Origin of the sequence: Nocardia ninae NBRC 108245 (assembly GCF_007990755.1) — a bacterium.
In the GTDB taxonomy this organism is placed as follows: domain Bacteria; phylum Actinomycetota; class Actinomycetes; order Mycobacteriales; family Mycobacteriaceae; genus Nocardia; species Nocardia ninae.
This window is the reverse complement of sequence record NZ_BJXA01000004.1, coordinates 119,840-136,433: the sequence shown is the minus strand read 5'-3', so window position 1 is coordinate 136,433 and position 16,594 is coordinate 119,840. Positions and strand designations below refer to the sequence as shown.

Here is a 16,594-nt window from a genome sequence, read left to right as displayed (position 1 = left end):
CGCGGTTGCTCGGCCAGGTTGGCCTTAAGAATTGGCAATGACGGCGATGATTGCGCCGATCGGCGCGTGGAAGGTTCGCTTGGCGCTGCCGTTCTGCGGCGCCGAAACCGGCACGCGGTGCATCGATCCATCAACGCCGTGAGTCGTTGGTCGCCAGAGGAGTGCCGGTGGATTGGCGATCTGATCGAGTGCGAACTCCGGCTGTGCCCTGAGCGTTTCGCAATCGGGCTATACGCATGGCGCCTACTGCGGCGAGCGCCGTCTGCGTGTCGCCTCTATGCGGATGGCGAGCTCGACGAGGTCTTGGGCGGGGCCGTTGGGCGGTGTGCGGCGGTGCCAGATGGCGCGGAACTTTCGGGTCAGGACGATCGAGTCGTCCAGAGATACTTCGTGGAGCGTGCGGGCGCGTAGCTCGTGGGCGACGATGAGGCGGCTGACCACCGCGGGTGCGGCGGCGCTGCGCGCAGTGGCGAGAATCGCTGCGGCCGAGCCGAGTTCGGCTGCCGGTGGCGCCGGTGTGCCATGCATCTCGAGGCTTGCCACACCGTATCGCGGGTGCCCGAGCCCTTCTCTCGCCACAGCAGTGGGGTATCGGCGAGTTCGCGCAATGTCACCGCACGGCGGCGAGTGGCCCATGGGTGGGTCGGTGCGACGACCACCACCAGGTCATCGGCGACGAGTACGCGGCTACCCAATCCGGGCGGTGAATGGGGTCCTTCGACAAAGCCGAGCTCGGTGTCGCGCTCGCGTACGGCCGCGGTCACCTGCTGGGAGTTTGCCACCTCCAACGCCACCGCCAGTTCCGGCCGGATTTTGCGTAGCGCTGATAGCCAGTGCGGAATGCGATGGTCGGCAATGGTTTTCGACGCCGCGATGTGCAGGCTCGGGCGTGCGGTGTGGTGCAGGGCCGCGATTCCGTCGGCCAGCGTCGCTGCGGCCGCTAGTACAGGGCGGCTTAGTTCGATGAGGGTGTGACCGGCATCCGTGAGCGCGGAACCTGTGTGTCCGCGATCGAGCAGCCGTAGGCGCAGACGACGTTCCAGCGTGCTGATGCGCATGCCTGCGGCGGGCTGGCTGATGCCGTGCCGTCGTGCGGCCGCGCCGAGGCTGCCCAGCTCTGCCACCGAGACAAGCAGATCGAGTACCTCTAGGTCGGGTGTACCCGGCGGCAGGGTCATAAGGTCACCTTATGGGGCGGTGAGTATTGACCGCTACCCAGCGGTGGGGAAGGGCACCAAGCTCGTAGCTGTCCCGAGTCGCGGGCACAGGACAGTGGAGGGGAACATCGTGACATTCGTGATCGGCGCCGCCTGCGTCGACGTACTGGATAGGGCCTGCATCGAAGAGTGCCCGATCGACTGCATTTTCATCGGCAATCGGATGGCCTACATCCAGCCCGACGAATGCATCGATTGCGCGGCATGTGAACCGGTCTGCCCGGTCGAAGCGATTTACTTCGAAGACGACATTCCCGCCGAGCAAGAGCAATTCGTTACCGAGAACGCCCGCTTCTTCACTGAGCCGCTGCCTGGACGGACGACACCGCTCGGGCATCCCGGCGGCGGGACAGTGGTCGGTGCGTTGGGAGTCGATACAACCTATGTGCAGCAATATTGAGAGCACGCGGTTGCCGCGCGTCGTCGTGGATGCGGTCGAAGACGGTCATGTCGATGGGTGGTCTATTCGAGCCGGACGATCGTGATCCGCTCGCCGTCGGTCACTGCAAACCGCTGACCGGCGGGGTCGATCGCCACTCGCGCTGTCCCGGAAAAGGATTCGTCCCACACGATGGAGCTGGTCGACGGGCCAGTCGAGAGGTCGGGCCATTCGGCCATCAGTGCGCCACTCGTGGCGTCATATAGGCGGGGGTACTCGTGGAGCGCCAGGAAGTGCCCCGCCATCGCAACGACGTCGCCCGCAGTCGAATCAAGCTGTTTGCGCCACGCGAAAGTCTTGGTGGCGGGCGACCAGCGCGCCAACATATCGGGCCCCAGCGATTCGGGATCTTCAGGAACAGCCGCAGCCGGGCAGGTGCTGATGACGACGTCGTCGTTGTCGAGGAAGCACGCGCCGGCGACATCAGCGCTTGTCGGCGCGAATCCGCGCAGAGAATCGAGTAAGGCCGGTTCGGTCGATGCCCGAGACAGCTCGTAGACAGCCAGCCAATCCACGGGGTGCCATACCCATCCGGCGCTGAGCAGATACCGCCCGTTGGGCGAGACCGCCAAACGAGAATGGAAGACATCCTCAGGCTCACGATCCGTGTCGACGGTGATGCGCTCACCGCTCACCGCTCACCGCGACCTCGACTTCCAGGCGGTTGTAGTCCTCAGGACAATGCACCAGCCCGGTACGGCCGTCCGGAAGTGCATACAGCGCCAACGGATATCGATACGCATCGGCGCAGTAGTCGCTGCGGTTGATTTCGCGGATGAGCTCGCCGTCGGGCCTCAGCAGCAGCCCCGTGTCGCCGGTGCTCGCCACCAGTGCGACAACATCGCCGCGCGGTGACGCCGTCGCGGCATCGAACTCGGCACCGTAGCCGCTGAACCTCGATGAACTCGAGGACCCGTCCAACGGAATCGACCGCCAGCCCGCAGCGACGTCGTACAGCCCTTCGTCAGTCCAGACCAGCGCCTTCGCACCCTCGACCGCGACCACATCCCGATGAACCTCTCGCATACTCCCAAGTCTGGCAAGCAGATACGACTTCTATGTGACCGGGCATGTCGTAGGTGATCATGTGTTCGTGGAGCCTGACTGCTTGGTGGCTATAGACCTATCGGAGGATGAGCGTGAGCTTCTACGCTGCGGGTTGAGCGAATGGGGTGGCCCGGCCAACTGCACCGATGCACTCGCCGTCGCTATGGGCTTTCAAACCGTAGCGGACCTCTTCCAGGAAGGTCGACGACTGCGTACGGCTCTGATTGCGGAGGAACCGCTGACTGCACGAGATTGGCGGCGCACTCTGGTCGCAACCGAGTTCGTCTTCGCCAGTGACGTTTTCGGATCCGGACAAGACTGGTCGATCACCACCGGGCTCTCCGACGAGACGACGGTAAAAACTCTTCGGAGAGTGCAGCGAAAGCTTGCCGTCGCGCTTCGGGAAGCGCTCTTCGGCCCCCGGCCACGGTGAGCGGAGCGGCATACGTGGAGCGGTCTGCCTACCGGTTTACGTCACTTGCTTTTGCGGGCAGACCAAATGGCGAACTCCCCACCCGGCAAACAAATAACCCGGGAGTGATCCAGCCCCGCAACTCCCCAGGATTCATACCTGTCGTGGACAGGAACGTGAATCGTAGCGCCGGAATCGAACCCGAGACTCAACCCTTCGACTTCACTGGCATCGGCCCTCGTCACGGTAGAACCAACGAGTGATTCCAGTTCGGAACTGATGTCGGCGTACTCACCGGCCGTGGCCTGTCGCCGGTTGCCCGCATGCGTCCCAAAGGTCACGTCGCCCTCGATCTGCAACTCGAACCCGTTCGGCGAACCCAACCGAATCGTCGCCGTGAACCCTACGATTACGTCCGCTACCTGCTGTCCGACGATGGCCAACTGCACGACCCGACCCGCATCGGTCACCTGAGCACTCAGTCTCGGTCGGTGCGCTGGTCGAGGCTGTGTTGCAGATCGGTGTTGAGCCGTTGGGCTTCGGCGAGTTGGTCTTCGAGGATGACGATGCGGCAGGCGGCCTCGAGCGGGTTGCCCGCGTCGACGAGTTCACGTACGCGCCCGGCAATACGTAATTGGTAGCGCGAGTAGCGGCGGTGCCCGCCGGCCGAGCGTTGCGGGGTCAACAGTCGCGCGGCGTCGAGTCCGCGCAGAAACGATTGGGTGACGCCGAGGATTTCCGCGGCACGCCCCATGCTGTAGGCAGGGTAGTCGTCGTCATCGAGTTTGTCCGAGGGGCTGGGACCGTCGGCGGGATGGTTGTTCGGTTGCTGCACAGCACCTCTCGGGCGTCAACGTCGGCAGGCCCCGGCGCGGGTGCGCCGGGGCCTGGGATTTACAGAAGAGGGGGTTTGATCGACTTCAATTCCTTTCACCGGCCCTGTCGGCCGATGTCTTACACCGCTCCCGACACTGCCTGGGACGCGGAACCGATAAGTGACTACTCAGTGACCACCTCCCAGATCGCCGGTCTTACTTCAGAGTTGTTCGTGTCTTGCTACTACTTCACTGACTTCCTCGTCCCCTCCGGCGGTCCGGCCAACTGCACCGGATTCTCTTCTCCGCCGGAGGGGGACAGTGGAACTTGCTGTTCCGGGCAGTTCACCTGCCCGGCCACTGGACTTCTTCATGCGAACGACAGCGACTGTATACCGACTGTTGGCAAATGTCTACCTTCGTCAGTGCAGATTTTCATCCGCCCCTGGAGATGATTACTTCACCGCGTCACGGCGGTTTCGCTGGGCTTACGCTCTGTCCGAGATCGACGCCGTGCCGACTCGGATCGGACGACGTCTGCCCACAACTCTGTGGGACCACTTGCCAGGCAAGACTTTTGAGTCGCATCGGGTGGCGTCATGGGGCGCGAACCCGACGATGACGTCGGCCGGAGCGGTGGCGGATCAGACTTGCGGCGCTGGAGTAATCACTCACTTCGTCCTGGATGGGCCGTTGGATTCCGGCGGCTGGAAGGCGGAGTCGATGCTCGTGCGGGTGCTGGCTGCGTCAACTGGGCCCGGTGTGACGGTGAGGGCTGGATACGCAGGTGGAACGCCGCATAGGTGATGTGGTGAGAGCTCGCCGGGTCGCGCCGAGTGAGGCACCTTTGATGGTGTCGGCGGTGGCCTGCTGCTAGCTCAGCTCGCACCGTTGGCGCGGGCTCCGAATTGCGTCGGCAGTTAGGCGACACGTAGAGGGCTGCTCGCAAACATCCCACCTGTTTGACCGCGGCGCTAGGTGGGTAATCCCCCTGTGGCGCACTGTTTGTGCAGACCACAGGGGGTGTGGCGCCCCCGGCAGGAATCGAACCTGCGACCTAGGGATTAGAAGGCCCTTGCTCTATCCAACTGAGCTACGGAGGCAGTGGGTTCCACCATGGCCGACATTGGTCGTGCTGTCCAGCGCGCCAATTATAGCGACCGACCAGATGGCTAGGGGTCGACCGTGACGGCGAGTACAAGCATTGCGGCCATGATCACCTCGAGCACCAGGTAGAACCAGACGGGGAAGAAAGCGGACGGGCTTTCGACGAAACCCGACCAGATCCGGCCGACCGCCATACCGCCGAGCGCGGCGGCGACCGCGACACAGGCCCCGAATCTGAGGTTGCCGACATCGGCGGCGGCCAACCCGAGAACTACGGCGATGGCGATGCCGAAACCGCCGTAGACGGCTCGCACCTCGGCGCGGGCGTCCGCGCGGTCGGCGAGCAGCCCGAGTGGGTCGACGAGTTGGCTGGGCCGCAGTAGCCCGTAGACGCCCATGGCGGCGAAGAACAACGCCACCAAGGCAATCAACACGATCGACACGATCGACATTGCACCTCCGTGATTCGCCGACCACCCTATCGGCACAAACCCGACGCGGCCACGCGATAACAATCGAACTACGCTGTGTCGTATGTCGTCAGCGCAGGATCCGTCCGCTTCATCAGGTCCGGAGGTCACTCGGTCGGCGGCGACATACGCGGTGATCATCGCGCTGGCGGGGGCGATCGCGGCGGTGGTCGCGGCGCTGGTGGTCGCGATGTCCGCGGCGCACGCGTTGAGTCTGCTCGGCATTCCGGATCCGGGTCCGCTGACCACGTACGGCCTGCCCGCGGTGCGCGCGCTCGCCGATCTGTCGGCGGCGCTGACCGTCGGCTCGCTGCTGTTCGCCGCGTTTCTGGTGCCCCCGCAAGCGAGCGGCCTGCTCGACGTGGGTGGTTATCGCGCGATTCGGCGCGCCTCGAATTTCGCGCTCATCTGGGCTGTGTGCGCCGCCCTGCTCGTTCCGTTGACGGTGTCGGACACCACGGGGCAGCCAGTCGGTGACACGCTGCGACCGGACGGCCTGTGGCGCGCCATCGATCAGATCGAGCTGGCGGGCGCCTGGCGGACCACGGTGATCTTCGCGCTGATCGTGGCGGTCGGTGCGCGGCTCGCGTTGCGCTGGGGGTGGACGCCGGTGCTGTTGGCCGGGTCGATCGTGACGATGATGCCGCTGGCGTTGACCGGGCACTCGTCTTCGGGCGGCGCGCACGACGTCGCCACCAACAGCCTGATCCTGCACCTGGTTTCGGCCGCGGTCTGGGTCGGCGGCTTGTTCGCGCTACTGGCGCATGCACGCCGTGGCGGCGCGCACACCGATCTGGCCGCGCGGCGGTTCTCGCTGACCGCCACCCTCGCGTTCGTCACCATCGGGGTCAGCGGCGTGATCAACTCCTGGGTCCGGGTGCCATGGGACGAACTGTTCACCACCACCTACGGCAGGCTGGTGCTCGCCAAAGCCGCCGCGCTGCTGATCCTCGGTCTGATCGGCTTTGCGCAGCGCCGCGCCGCACTGCCCGCGCTCGCCGCGAACCCGGCGGACCGTGGCGCGCTGATCCGGTTCGCGGGTGTCGAGGTGCTGATCTTCGCGGCGACCATGGGGCTCGCGGTCGGCCTCGGCCGGACCCCGCCACCCCCGCCGACCTCGATCCCGACGGCCGCCGAGGTGGAACTCGGCTACAACCTGGCCGGTCCGCCGACCGTCGGGCGACTGCTGTTCGACTGGCGCTTCGACCTGATCTTCGGGACGTTGGCCATCGTGCTCGCGGTGGTGTACCTGCTCGGCGTGCGCCGACTTCGGGCCCGCGGCGACGCGTGGCCGGTCGGGCGGACCATCGCCTGGCTGTCCGGCTGCGTTGTCCTACTGATCGCCACCTCGTCCGGGGTGGGGCGGTATGCGCCCGCGATGTTCAGCGTGCACATGGGCGCGCACATGGCGCTGTCCATGCTCGCGCCGATTCTGTTCGCGCTGGGCGGGGTGGTGACGCTGGCGTTGCGAGCCCTGCCGCCCGCCGGACGCAACGGCGCTCCCGGACCACGCGAGTGGATTCTGGCCGCGGTGCACAATCCGGTGTCGCGCTTCCTGACCCACCCGATCGTGGCGTCGGTCATCTTCGTAGGCGGCTTCTACGCGCTGTACCTCGGCGGGATCTTCAATACGTACGCGGATTCGCATGCAGCACACCTGCTGATGAACCTGCACTTCCTGCTCAGCGGCTACCTCTTCTACTGGGTTGTCATCGGCATCGATCCGAAACCGCGCCAGGTGGAACCGCTGACCAAACTCGGCATGGTGTTCGGTTCGCTGCCGTTCCACGCCTTCTTCGGTATCGCGCTGATGAGCATGACCACGGTGCTCGGCGGCTGGTTCTACCGCAGCCTCGGCCTCGACTGGAACGGCGACCTGCTCGGCGACCAGCGCACCGGCGGTAGCCTGGCCTGGGCCAGCGGCGAGGTCCCGCTCGTCGTGGTGATGCTCGCCCTGCTCATCCAGTGGTCGCGCAGCGATCGAAAGCTGGCGCAGCGCACCGATCGAGCCGCCGACCGCGACCATGACGCCGCCCTCTCCGCGCACAACGCGATGTTCGCCGAGCTGGCCAAACGCGATGGAGGGGTACACAAGTAGGGGTAGGACCATGCCTGCGGGCATGAGGTCTCAGGTCATGGTGGAGTCGAGCGTGGTCAAGGTGTGGTTGTGAACGAACGGTCCGTAGTTTTCTCCGAACACAGACCGATCGATCGGATCTACCGATCCGATGTGCGGGCCGCGCGTAAGCGGCTGGCCGGACGGATCCGCAAGACACCGGTCTTCCACACCACCGTGACCGGGCCGAACGGTCCGGTACCGGTCACCATGAAGCTCGAATACCTGCAGCACGGCGGCACTTTCAAGGTCCGGGGCAGCCTCAACGCGCTGCTGGAATCCGCGGCGAGCATCGACCAGGTGGTCATCGCGTCCGGCGGCAACGCGGGTATCGCCGCCGCGCTGGCGGCCGCGCAGCTCGGAAAGTCCTGCACCGTAGTCGTTCCGGAGTCGGCGCCGCATACCAAGGTGGCCGCGATGTGGTCGCACGGTGCCGAGGTGCTCTGGCACGGAACGACATACGCCGAGGCGCTGGATTACGCGAACGAGCTCGCCGCGGAACGTAATGCGCTGCAACTGCATGCCTATGATCTGCCCGCGATCGTCGCGGGCGCGGGTGTGGTCGGCTTGGAGATCGAGGAACAGGTGCGCGGGCGGCCGTCGGTGCTCGCCGCGGTGGGCGGCGGTGGGCTGGTGGCGGGCATTGCGGCTGCGATCGGCCGTCGGCAGCAGGTGATCGGCGTCGAGCCGGAAGGCATTCCGACCCTGCATGCGGCGTTGTCCGCGAACCGGCCGGTCGAGGTCGGGGTGTCCAGCATTGCGGCGGAATCTTTGGGTGCCACCAGAATCGGCGATATCGCGATGGATATCGCGCGGCGTTACCAAGTGCGCTCGCTGCTGGTTACCGACGATGCGATCGCGACGGCCCGTGATTACCTGTGGCGCGAGTTCCGCGTCGTGGTGGAATTCGCGGGTGCGGCGGCGTTGGCGGCGGTGCAGAGCGGCGCGTACGTGCCGGCCGACGATGAGCGTCCGGTCATCGTCCTCTGCGGTGCCAACACGGATCTCTCAGTGCTGTAGTCACTTTCGCATCCCTTTGCCCTGAAAGAAGCGCGGGATATCCACATCCGAGAAAGTTGTCCACATTCTCGGATCGAGGCGTCCGGCCGCCCGCCGAATCGATGAGGCTGGAGGCACTCCTCGCGGGGAGGAAGTCCCCGGGCAACCGCCACGGGTCGAATGCGAAGGGGCGTCATCATGTACGAGGCGAACGCGACCGTGATCGGCACCATCGTCAATAATCCGGTGAAGCGGGACCTGTCCAACGGTGAGCAGGTGCTGAGCTTCCGGATGGCGAGCAACTCGCGTCGGCTGGACCGCGCGACGGGGGAGTGGGTGGACAACGGCACCTTGTTTCTCACCGTGAACTGCTGGCGCAGGCTGGCGGCGGGCGTCGAGGGCTCGTTGCGCCGCGGCGATCCGGTGATCGCCCACGGTCAGTTGCGTTCGCTGGAATATCGCAGCAAGGACGGCTCGGAACGACGCGACCTGGAGATGCGGGCCAGCGCCGTCGGCCCCGACCTCGCGCGCTGCGTCGCCCAGGTGACCCGGTGGTCGGAGATGCGGAATACTGGAGATGGCTTCGGCGCTGAACAACCAGGGCCGGCAGGCGATGGGCCGGGGGAGAATGTCGCTGCCGCAGTTGCGGCGCCACCCCGGACAACCCACCCCGAGCACGCCGACGCCTGACCCCGGCGCGGCGCAGTTCCGGCCGCGCGTTGCGAGGGGTATCCGCCGGTTCAACTCACCGTTTCCGACACCGATAGGCTTCCTCCTTATGGCTGAGTACATCTACACGATGAAGAAGGTTCGCAAGGCGCACGGCGACAAAGTCGTGCTCGACGATGTCACCTTGAACTTCCTTCCCGGCGCCAAGATCGGTGTCGTCGGCCCGAACGGCGCCGGTAAATCCAGCGTGCTCAAGATCATGGCCGGACTGGACCAGCCGAACAACGGCGACGCCTTTCTCGCCAACGGCGCGACGGTCGGCATCCTGCAGCAGGAGCCGCCGCTGAACGAAGAGAAGACGGTTCGCGGCAATGTCGAGGAGGGCCTCGGCGAGATCAAGGTGAAGCTGGACCGCTTCAACGAGATCGCCGAACTGATGGCCACCGACTACTCCGACGAGCTCATGGAAGAAATGGGCAAGTTGCAGGAGGACCTGGACCACGCCGACGCGTGGGACGTCGACTCTCAACTGGAGCAGGCCATGGACGCGCTGCGCTGCCCGCCGCCGGACGAGCCGGTCACCCAGCTCTCCGGTGGTGAGCGCCGCCGCGTCGCGCTGTGCAAGCTGCTGCTGAGCAAGCCCGACCTGCTGCTGCTCGACGAGCCGACCAACCACCTCGACGCCGAGAGCGTGCTGTGGCTCGAGCAGCACCTGGCCGCGTACGCGGGCGCCGTGCTCGCCGTCACCCACGACCGGTACTTCCTGGACAACGTCGCCGAGTGGATCCTCGAACTCGACCGTGGCCGCGCCTACCCCTACGAGGGCAACTACTCCACCTACCTGGAGAAGAAGGCCCAGCGGCTCGAGGTCCAGGGCAAGAAGGACCAGAAGCTGCAGAAGCGCCTCAAGGACGAGCTGGCCTGGGTACGCTCCGGCGCCAAGGCCCGCCAGGCCAAGAACAAGGCCCGCCTCGGTCGGTACGAGGAGATGGCGGCCGAGGCCGACAAGCACAGGAAGTTGGATTTCGAGGAGATCCAGATTCCGGCCGGCCCGCGCCTCGGCAACGTGGTGGTCGAGGTCTCGCACCTGGACAAGGGGTACGGCGACCGCCAGCTCATCAAGGATCTGTCGTTCACGTTGCCGCGCAACGGCATTGTCGGCGTCATCGGCCCGAACGGTGTCGGTAAGACCACGCTGTTCAAGACCATCGTCGGGCTCGAATCCCCCGACAGCGGCGAGGTGAAGGTCGGCGAGACGGTCAAGCTGAGCTACGTCGACCAGAACCGGGCAGGCATCGACCCGAAGAAGAACGTCTGGCAGGTCGTGTCCGAAGGGCTCGACTTCATCCAGGTCGGTAACCAGGAAATGCCGTCGCGCGCGTACGTCAGCGCGTTCGGCTTCAAGGGTCCGGACCAGCAGAAACCAGCCGGCGTGCTCTCCGGTGGTGAGCGGAACCGGCTGAACCTGGCGCTCACCCTCAAGCAGGGTGGAAACCTGATCCTGCTCGACGAGCCGACCAACGACCTCGACGTCGAGACGCTGGGTTCGCTGGAGAACGCGCTCGAGCAGTTCCCGGGTTGTGCCGTGGTCATCTCCCACGATCGCTGGTTCCTGGACCGCACCTGCACCCACATCCTGGCGTGGGAAGGCGACGCCGACAACGACGCCAAGTGGTTCTGGTTCGAGGGCAACTTCGAGGCCTACGAGGCCAACAAGATCGAGCGCCTCGGCCTGGAAGCGGCCCGCCCGCACCGGGTTACGCACCGCAAGCTGACCCGCGACTGATCGAGACCGCGGGCCGGCCGACCCCTCGGGTCGGCCCGCGGTGCCTCGGCATAGCTGACTTTGCTCCGGGATCCATCCGTACCGTTGCCACGCGGTCACGCCCCGATCCCGGCTTCCACCGAGCCCACAATGTCGGGCCCGGACCGACGAGTTCGTCGCGCCACGATGAAGGACGTCCGTTATGTCTCGGATCCGGTACAACCGCACCCCACCGCCGCCCACAGCCAGTTCGAATCTCGCTAGTGTGGGACACGTGAATGCGCAGGCACAGTTCGAGCAATCGGCGGTTCCCACCGTCGACATGGTGGCCGAGCTGATCCGAGGTGCTTCGGCCCCGCTGCCGCCGCAGAAAGACCCTGTCGCGCACACCTGACGTTCGCGAGTCCGAACGATGCTGTGCCTGGATCCTTCATCCGAGCTGGGCAATCGCGTGGCGAACACCGCGGTGATGGTGAACACCCCAGGATTGGAAGGGATTTCACCCCCTCGCCTGCAACGCACAGCTACTCTCGGACCGGCGTCGCTTTGTTACGGAACCGAATCCGAGGAGTTGGCGAAAAAATGACGGTCTCGTCCGAATTGTCCAGTGCGGCGTGGGCCGCGAGTTTGCCGCAGGTACTGCGCGGCGAACTGGCGACCCTCGAGGAGGCGTATTTCCGCCACGTCGACGCTGGCGATGTGGACTGCGCGATCACCGGCATCACCCAGATCTTCCGGCGGCACATGGAGTTGGCCATGCACCGCCCGGCGGGCCGGGCGTTGGTCCGGGTGTATCACCCCGACGACGGCTCCGGCCTCGGCGCGGCGGTGCAGCTGGTCACCGACGACATGCCCCTGCTTGTCGAATCGATCACCTCGTCGCTGAACAGGCTCGGCGTCAGTGTGAGCGAGGTAATCCACCCGATCTTCGAAGTCGAGCGCGATGCGGAGGGACGCCTGCAGCACGCCGCCCCGCACGAAGTAGTGGACGGCACCAACGGTGCCACCGCACTGCGCGAATCATGGATGCACCTGCAACTGCACCCGGCCACCAGCCGGGCGCTGCTCAGCCGGATCGAATCCGGCATGCCGAACGTGATCGCCGATGTCCGCCAGGTCATCGGTGACACCGAGGCGATCAAGGATGTCCAGAGCAGGCTGGCCGACGACCTGGAGCTGGCCGCCAAGTCGGGCACGGCACCGTTCGCGGAAACCGACCTGTCCGACACCGCGAACCTGCTGCGCTGGCTGGCCAGCGGCAACTTCACCGTGCTCGGCTACGCCCGCTACCAGCTGAGCTCCGAGCAGGGACGCGAGTCGTCCAACCCGATGCCTGGCACCTGCCTCGGCGTGCTCCGGCCCGACGTCGGCACCGATTTCCGGGTGCCGATCAACGCCACCGACCGCCCGCTGCTGATGCTGACCCAGGGTCTGGTGCCCGCCACCGTGCACCGCTCGGTGTACCCGTACTTCATCGGTGTCGCCGACTTCGACGAGGCAGGCACCATCGTCGGCGAGCACCTGTTCATCGGCGTCTTCACGGTCACCGCGGTGCACGAGAACGTGCTCGACATCCCGGTGATCGAGCGCCGGGTGCGCTCGGTGATCGAGGAGAGCGGCTTCGACCTGGAGTCGTTCTCCGGGCAGGCGATGCTCGAGGTCATCCAGTCCTTCCCGCGCACCGAGCTGTTCTCCTCCGACGCCGAGACGATGCGCCGGACCGCCCTCGCGGTACTGAACATCGGGCTGCGCAGGCAGGTCCGGCTGTTCCTGCGGGCCGACGGCTACGGCCGCTTCGTCGCCTGCATGGTCTACCTGCCGCGCGACCGCTACACCACCCGGGTGCGGCTGGAGATGCAGGAGATACTGGTTCGCGAACTGGGCGGCGTCTCCATCGATTACTCCGCGCGGGTCGGCGAAAGCGACCTGGCCAGTGTGTATTTCACGGTCCGCATGCCCGAAGTCGAGTTCGGTGCCCCGCGCTACGCGGCACCGCCCGCGGACACCTCCGAGGCGAACCGGTTGCGCATCCAGGGCCTGCTCGCCGAGGCGAGCCGGACCTGGGAAGACCACCTGAACGACGAGGTCAGCACCTCCACCATGCTCGACCCGGCGGTCGTGCAGCGCTACGCCGAGGCGTTCCCCGACGCCTACAAGGAGGACTTCGAGGCAGGCCGCGCGCTCGCCGACATCGTTCGCCTGGAGCGGCTGCGCGAGGGTGGCATCGACCAATACCTGTACCGCAACGCGGATTCCGATCCCGGCACCTGGCGGTTCTCGCTCTACGTCGCAGGCCCCGGCATCTCACTGAGCCAGGTGCTTCCGGTCCTGCAGAGCCTCGGTGTGGAAGTTGTCGATGAGCGTCCGTACCAGCTCGAATTGGAGCCGCAGCCCGGCGGTGACCCGAGCACCGGCGGCGAACGCTGGATCTATGACTTCGGCCTGCTGGCCCGCGCCGAGTTGCTGCGCAGCGCGCTCGACCGCGACCTGGATGCGGAACTGCTCGAGTCGTCCAAGCGGGCCGCCGTGCTGGAGGCGGAGGTCCGTGGCCTGCGCGAGCGGTTCACCGAGGCCTTCGAGGCGGCCTGGTACGGCCGCGCGGAAGCGGACGGACTCAACGAACTGGTGCTGCGCGCACGCCTGCCGTGGCGTGCGGTTTCGATCCTGCGCGCTTACGCGAAGTACTTGCAGCAGGCCGGTTTCCCGTACAGCCAGGCCAACATCTCCCGGGTGCTGCTCACCTACCCGGACGTGGCGCGGCTGTTCGTGGACCTGTTCGGGGCGCGTTTCGACCCGGACAACTTCTCGGCCGAGCACGCCGCCGAACTGGAGATCCAGGTCCGCGGCCGGATCGACGACGTGGTCAGCCTCGACGCCGACCGCATCCTGCGCGCCATCCTCAACCTGATCAGGGCGACGCTGCGCACCAACTACTACGTCACCGACGCCGAGGGCATGGCGCGCGACTACATCTCGATGAAGGTCGAGCCGCGCGAGATCAGCGAATTGCCCAAGCCCAGGCCGCAATTCGAGATCTTCGTGTACTCGCCGCGGGTCGAGGGTGTGCACCTGCGGTTCGGCTCGGTGGCCCGTGGTGGGTTGCGCTGGTCGGACCGGCTGGAGGACTTCCGTACCGAGGTGCTCGGCCTGGTGAAGGCCCAGGCGGTGAAGAACGCGGTGATCGTCCCCGTCGGTGCCAAGGGTGGCTTCGTCGTGAAGCAGCCGCCTGCCGCCACCGGTGACCCCGTCGCGGACCGGCAGGCGCTCGGCGCCGAAGGCGTCAGCTGCTACCGCACCTTCATCTCCGGCCTGCTCGACGTCACCGACAACGTGGATCGCGCGACCGGCGATGTAGTGCCGCCCGCTCGGGTGGTGCGCCGCGACGGCGACGACACCTACCTGGTGGTGGCCGCCGACAAGGGCACCGCCACCTTCTCCGACATCGCCAACGATGTGGCCAAGCGCTACGGTTTCTGGCTCGGCGACGCGTTCGCCTCGGGCGGCTCGGTGGGCTACGACCACAAAGCCATGGGCATCACCGCCAAGGGTGCTTGGGAGAGCGTCAAACGCCACTTCCAGGAAATGGACATCGACACCCAGACCGAGGATTTCACCGTCGTCGGCATCGGCGACATGAGTGGTGACGTCTTCGGCAACGGCATGCTGCTGTCCGAGCACATCCGCCTGCTCGCGGCGTTCGACCACCGGCACATCTTCCTGGACCCGAACCCGGACACCGCCGCGTCTTACGCCGAACGGCAGCGGATGTTCAAGCTGCCCCGCTCGTCGTGGGCCGACTACGACGCCTCGCTCATCAGCAAGGGCGGCGGCGTGTGGGACCGCACGGTGAAGTCGGTGCCGATCAGCCCGCAGGCGCGAAAGGCGTTGGGGCTGGCCGACGAGGTGGAGTCGTTGTCCCCGCCCGAGCTGGTGCGCGCCATCCTGCTCGCGCCGGCCCAGTTGCTGTGGAACGGCGGCATCGGCACCTACATCAAGGCGAGCACCGAGTCCAACGCCGACGTGGGCGACAAGTCCAACGATCTGGTCCGCGTCAACGGAAACGAGTTGCGCGTCAAGGTGATCGGCGAGGGCGGCAACCTGGGTGCGACGGCGCTCGGCCGCATCGAGTTCTGCCGCCACGGCGGCAAGATGAACACCGACGCGCTCGACAACTCGGCCGGCGTCGACTGCTCCGACCACGAGGTCAACATCAAGGTGCTGCTCGACGGTGTGGTCAGCGCGGGCCAGCTGCCCGCGCCGGAACGCAACCCGCTGCTCGCCTCGATGACCGACGAGGTCGCGCGGATGGTGCTGGAAGACAATGTGGCGCAGAACTTCCTGATGGGCATGTCGCGCACCGACGCATCGCAGATGCTGAACGTGCACATGCGCCTGATCGAGGATCTCGAAGAGCGCCGCGGCCTCGACCGCGAGCTGGAGGCGCTGCCGTCGAAGGCGCAACTCAAGCGCATGCTGGAGGAGGGCACCGGCCTGACGTCGCCGGAACTCGCCAATCTCATGGCGCACGTGAAGCTTTCGCTCAAGGCCGACCTGCTCGACACGGATCTGCCGGACAGCCCGTTCTTCGTCACCCGGCTGCCGGACTACTTCCCGACGCCGCTGCGCGACCGGTTCGGTGCCGCGATCAAGAAGCACCGGCTGCGCCGGGAGATCCTCACCACGATGATCGTGAACGAGATGGTCGACTACGGCGGCATCACCTATGCGCACCGGTTGAGCGAGGAGACCGGCGCCACGGCCACCGATTCGGTGCGCGCGTTCGCCGCGGCCACCGAGATCTTCGGCCTGCCGGAGATGTGGGCCAGGATCCGGGCGGCCGACGCCACCACCGCGGTGCGGGACCTGCTGGAACTGGAAACCAAGCGGACGCTGGACCGGGCGTCGCGCTGGTTCCTGAGCAACCGTCCGCAGCCGATCGCGGTCGGTGCGGAGATCAACCGGTACTGCCAAGACGTGCAGGCGCTGGCGCCGAAGGTGCCGGGCTGGCTGCGCGGACACCACGTCGCGACGCTCACCGATCAGTCGGCCGAGCTCATCGCCCGCGGTGCGCCGACCGACCTGGCCACCGAGGTGTTCGGGCTGCTCAACCTGTTCCCGCTGCTCGACATCGTCGATATCGCCGACATCACCGATCGTGACGGTGACGAGGTCGGTGCGCTCTACTACGCGCTCAACGAGCACCTCAAGATCGACTGGTTGCTCCAGGCGGTCAGCCACCTCGAGCGCGGTGACCGCTGGCACTCGCTGGCCCGGCTCGCGCTGCGCGACGATATGTACTCGTCGCTGCGCTCGCTGACCCTCGATGTGCTCTCCGCCGGTGACCCGGAAGAGAGCGCCGACGAGAAGATTGCATACTGGGAGTCGAAGAACCAGTCCCGGCTCGGGCGCGCCCGAGCGGCACTGTCGGAGTTGTTCGAGTCCGGAACCCACGATCTCGCCACGCTGTCGGTTGCGGCGCGGCAAGTGCGAAGCATGGTGAGCGGGGTGGGCGCCCAATCGGAGGTACCACGTTGACGA

The 16,594-nt window shown here is 66.2% G+C and carries 11 protein-coding genes, 1 tRNA gene and 2 pseudogenes; 6 read left to right on the top strand and 8 right to left on the bottom strand.

The annotated features are described in order from the left end of the window. Window positions 1–243 precede the first annotated feature (243 nt). A pseudogene (locus NN4_RS05770) lies at window positions 244–1,058 on the bottom strand (LysR substrate-binding domain-containing protein). Beyond that, window positions 1,032–1,178 (bottom strand): annotated as a pseudogene (locus NN4_RS46845) (helix-turn-helix domain-containing protein); the annotation flags it as partial. The pseudogenes NN4_RS46845 and NN4_RS05770, both read right to left, overlap by 27 nt. 109 nt (window positions 1,179–1,287) lie before the next feature. Here NN4_RS46845 and fdxA point away from each other — a divergent pair. Next, window positions 1,288–1,617: a ferredoxin gene (gene fdxA, locus NN4_RS05765; protein ID WP_135235381.1), complete on the top strand. Its 330-nt coding sequence runs from the start codon at window positions 1,288–1,290 to the stop codon at window positions 1,615–1,617. Window positions 1,618–1,679: 62 nt separating this feature from the next. Here the strand turns inward: fdxA and NN4_RS05760 are convergent, their stop codons facing one another. The 6 genes from NN4_RS05760 to NN4_RS05730 form a co-directional block, all read right to left on the bottom strand. Next, the gene (locus NN4_RS05760) at window positions 1,680–2,291 is read right to left on the bottom strand and encodes a hypothetical protein (protein WP_147128896.1); all 612 of its coding nucleotides are present in this window, start codon (window positions 2,289–2,291) and stop codon (window positions 1,680–1,682) included. Continuing rightward, on the bottom strand, window positions 2,281–2,682 hold the full coding sequence (locus NN4_RS05755; protein ID WP_147128895.1) for a hypothetical protein: 402 nt from the start codon (window positions 2,680–2,682) through the stop codon (window positions 2,281–2,283). Before NN4_RS05755 ends, NN4_RS05760 begins: the two co-directional genes overlap by 11 nt. 495 nt (window positions 2,683–3,177) lie before the next feature. Continuing rightward, window positions 3,178–3,585 (bottom strand): DUF6188 family protein, encoded by a 408-nt coding sequence (locus NN4_RS05745; protein ID WP_147128894.1) that lies wholly within the window; start codon window positions 3,583–3,585, stop codon window positions 3,178–3,180. Window positions 3,586–3,593: 8 nt separating this feature from the next. Beyond that, window positions 3,594–3,950, bottom strand: coding sequence for a helix-turn-helix domain-containing protein (locus NN4_RS05740; RefSeq protein WP_147128893.1), 357 nt, complete (start codon window positions 3,948–3,950; stop codon window positions 3,594–3,596). Window positions 3,951–4,956: 1,006 nt separating this feature from the next. After that, a tRNA-Arg gene (locus NN4_RS05735) sits at window positions 4,957–5,033 on the bottom strand. Window positions 5,034–5,102: 69 nt separating this feature from the next. Next, window positions 5,103–5,489 carry a DUF4345 family protein gene (locus tag NN4_RS05730; RefSeq protein WP_222594991.1) on the bottom strand — a complete coding sequence of 129 codons (387 nt, stop codon included), beginning with the start codon at window positions 5,487–5,489 and terminating at the stop codon, window positions 5,103–5,105. An 82-nt stretch (window positions 5,490–5,571) separates the two neighbouring features. On the opposite strand from NN4_RS05730, the gene NN4_RS05725 reads away from it, so the two are divergent. The 5 genes from NN4_RS05725 to NN4_RS05705 all read left to right on the top strand — a co-directional run bounded on the left by NN4_RS05725 (window position 5,572) and on the right by NN4_RS05705 (window position 16,591). Then, the gene (locus NN4_RS05725; RefSeq protein ID WP_147128892.1) at window positions 5,572–7,605 is read left to right on the top strand and encodes a bifunctional copper resistance protein CopD/cytochrome c oxidase assembly protein; all 2,034 of its coding nucleotides are present in this window, start codon (window positions 5,572–5,574) and stop codon (window positions 7,603–7,605) included. Between the two features lie 69 nt (window positions 7,606–7,674). Next, a complete protein-coding gene (locus NN4_RS05720) occupies window positions 7,675–8,643 on the top strand; it encodes a threonine/serine dehydratase (protein WP_147128891.1) in 969 nt (322 codons plus the stop codon). A gap of 177 nt (window positions 8,644–8,820) precedes the next feature. After that, a complete protein-coding gene (locus NN4_RS05715; RefSeq protein ID WP_147128890.1) occupies window positions 8,821–9,312 on the top strand; it encodes a single-stranded DNA-binding protein in 492 nt (163 codons plus the stop codon). Between the two features lie 88 nt (window positions 9,313–9,400). After that, window positions 9,401–11,077 carry an energy-dependent translational throttle protein EttA gene (gene ettA / locus NN4_RS05710; RefSeq protein WP_147128889.1) on the top strand — a complete coding sequence of 559 codons (1,677 nt, stop codon included), beginning with the start codon at window positions 9,401–9,403 and terminating at the stop codon, window positions 11,075–11,077. A 561-nt stretch (window positions 11,078–11,638) separates the two neighbouring features. After that, entirely contained in the window at window positions 11,639–16,591 is a 4,953-nt protein-coding gene (locus tag NN4_RS05705) for an NAD-glutamate dehydrogenase (RefSeq protein ID WP_147128888.1), read from the top strand. The last annotated feature ends 3 nt before the right edge of the window (window positions 16,592–16,594 follow it).